Annotated in this window: 3 protein-coding genes and 1 pseudogene; 3 read left to right on the forward strand and 1 reads right to left on the reverse strand. The window is 65.2% G+C overall.

Annotation, left to right across the window (positions count from 1 at the left end; genetic code table 11):
- From EOD15_RS32440 to EOD15_RS32450, 3 genes are all read left to right on the forward strand, one after another.
- Window positions 1–295 (forward strand): FGGY-family carbohydrate kinase (locus EOD15_RS32440; protein ID WP_245463828.1); only part of this gene is annotated, 295 nt, incomplete at its 5' end.
- A gap of 146 nt (window positions 296–441) precedes the next feature.
- Entirely contained in the window at window positions 442–1,464 is a 1,023-nt protein-coding gene (locus EOD15_RS32445; protein WP_127320211.1) for a cupin domain-containing protein, read from the forward strand.
- A 128-nt stretch (window positions 1,465–1,592) separates the two neighbouring features.
- Complete coding sequence (locus EOD15_RS32450; protein ID WP_127320209.1) at window positions 1,593–1,934, forward strand: excalibur calcium-binding domain-containing protein; 342 nt, start codon at window positions 1,593–1,595, stop codon at window positions 1,932–1,934.
- Window positions 1,935–1,947: 13 nt separating this feature from the next.
- Here the strand turns inward: EOD15_RS32450 and EOD15_RS32455 are convergent.
- Window positions 1,948–2,586 (reverse strand): annotated as a pseudogene (locus EOD15_RS32455) (DNA polymerase IV); the annotation flags it as partial.

Raw genomic sequence — 2,586 nt, forward strand, 5'->3', positions numbered from 1 at the left:
CGACACCATCGTGGTCAGCGGCGGCGCCGGCCAAAGCCCGCTGGGGCGCCAGCTGCTTGCCGATACCACAGGCATGGTGGTGGTGGCGTCGACCTCGCCGGAACCGGTGCTGCTCGGCTCGGCGATGCTGGGCGCGGTCGCCGCCGGTGCCTACAAGGATCTGACGCGGGCGATGGCCGGCATGTCGGAACTCGGCGAGGTCTATCATCCCGATGCCACGCTGGCCGGCTGGCACGCCAAGCGCTTCGCGGCATTCGAGCTGCTGCAGCAGGCCGGCAAGGCGATCAGGGGTTGAAGCGAGCGATTCCTGTCTGGCTTTGTCAGGAGCGTCGCGAACACCGCTTGGCGGTTTAGCCGGAAGCTGGCAGCTTTGTCCTGTCGTGGATCCTCTAGCAGCATGGCAGTGCGACGAGGGCAGGGGGACAGGACCAGGGAGGCCCTATGGCAGACGATAAAGCGCCCGTGCCATTCGCATCGGACAGCGTGCCATGGACGGAATGGTCCGATGTGCCGCGCTTCGGTGTGCGCTACCGGCATCTTTCGCTTGCCGCCCTCGGCGAGAATTACCATGTCGGCGTGGCGATCGAGGAACTGCCGCCGGGTAAGCAGACGTCGCCGGCGCATTACCATATTTTCGAGGAAGAGCATGTCTTCATCCTCGAAGGGATGCTGACCGCTTATGTCGGCGACGCTGCCTATGCCATGACGACTGGCGACTACATCTGCTTTCCGGCTGGTGCCGCGGCGGGGCATTGCCTCATCAACACCGGCGACGCGCCGTGCCGCTATGTCATCGTCGGCGAGCGCAACCCGAATGACGTGGTCGTCTACACGGCCTCCAACAAGGTCCTGGTGCGGGCGCTGGGCAGGCGCGCGATCTTCGACCTCTCGGCAACCCGAACTTACTGGGACGGCGAGAACACCGGCCTTGCCGCCGGCGATCCGCTGCCGTCGGATGTGATGTCCGGTATCACCAAACCCCCAGCCGTGCCGATCCCGCCTGTCGCCAGCGATGCCGTCGAATGGAAGGTCGAGGGCGAAGGCCCGCGGTTCGGCGGCCGGTCCAGGCATCTGACCTATGCGGCTTTGGGACTACCAGACTATCATGTCGGCATGCTGATCGAGGCGCCGGCCCCCGGCATGCGCCTGGCGCCCAGGCACTACCACATGCTCGAAGAGGAGCACGCGCTGATTCTGGAAGGGCAGGTGACGCTGCTGCTTGGCGAGGAGCGTCACGAGATGAAGGCCGGCGATTATGTCTGCTTTCCCGCCGGCCTGGCGGTCGGGCATTCCTTCCTCAACAGCGGTACGGAACCGTGCCGCTATCTGATGATCGGCGAGAAAAATCCCAACGAGGTCTGCGTCTATCCCGATTCCAACAAGATGGCGGTCGACGCCTTGCGCCGGCGCGACGGCATTTTCGACATGGGAGCTGTGAGGCGGTACTGGGACGGCGAGGCATAGAACTGGCGTTTCGCTATCCAATAGCCGCGCTCTGAACGCAGGAAACCGTTCGGAGATGACCGTTATTGCTACTGTACCTGGGTGACGCTAGTCTGGTTCGGGCACTCCAACCGGGGAGTTGGCGGGGAATGCTCCTGCCATTCTTGCGACGGCCTTCACCCTATCACCGTCGCCGCCTTGGCAGGCTGAGATGGGTGGCCTTGTTTGCGCCGTTCATTCTGTTGTCGGGCTATATCATCTATGGCTTCATCGGCATTCGGTTTGATACATCTCTCTCGGTGCTGAGGCACCTTGCGGCATTCCCGAACTGCACTGCCGCCCGTGCCGTTGGCCTCGCCTCTGCGCATAGGGGCGAACCTGGCTATTGGCCGACTCACGATGCCGACCATGACGGCATAGCCTGCGAGCCCTGGCACGGGACAAGCTCTAGTGGCGTCCGGGTCCATCGCTACTCGCGTACCGGCCCATAGCCTTGCCCTGGCCTCAAAGCTCCTTCTCCGCCAGCTCCCTGAATTCGTCGGGCACGGAGCGCGCCGCTTCCAGTGCCACCGTGCCGTAGCCGACCGCCTGTTTGCCGAAGCGTTCGCGGATCTTGTCGATGGCGCGGTCGGCGTCGAAGCGTGCCAGGCCTTTTCGGGTGCCGGGCCGGCGTTTCTCGTCGGCGAGGCCGAGCGGCAGTTCGAGCTGCAGCTCGAAGCTTTCCTCAAGATGCGACACCGAGATCGCCAGCAGCGAGATCGTTCTTTCGTGGGGGTTGTCGGCGAGGACGCCGCGCACCAGATCGCCGGCGATCTCGGCCAGCATCGCGGTCGCCGAGATCGGCTGGCCGAGCGTGATCGAGCGCGTGACGGCGGTGAGATCGGCAAAGCGCACGCGCACCGTCACCGTGCGGCCGGGCCGCGCCTTGGCGCGCAGCCGGCTGGCGACGCGGTCGGCCAGATGCAGCAGAGTGGGTGTGATGATCCGCGCCACGGCGGGTTTTTGGCCCAGCGCCGATTGGGCGCCGGCCGAATGCGCGCGGCGATGCGTTTCGAGCTTTCGCGGGTCGCGGTTCCATGACAAGGCGGCGAGCTTTTCGCCGGCGGCGGGACCGAGCAGCCGCGTCAGTGCGCCGCTGTGCGT

The organism is Mesorhizobium sp. M7A.T.Ca.US.000.02.2.1, from assembly GCF_003996995.1.
Classification (GTDB): Bacteria; Pseudomonadota; Alphaproteobacteria; order Rhizobiales; family Rhizobiaceae; genus Mesorhizobium.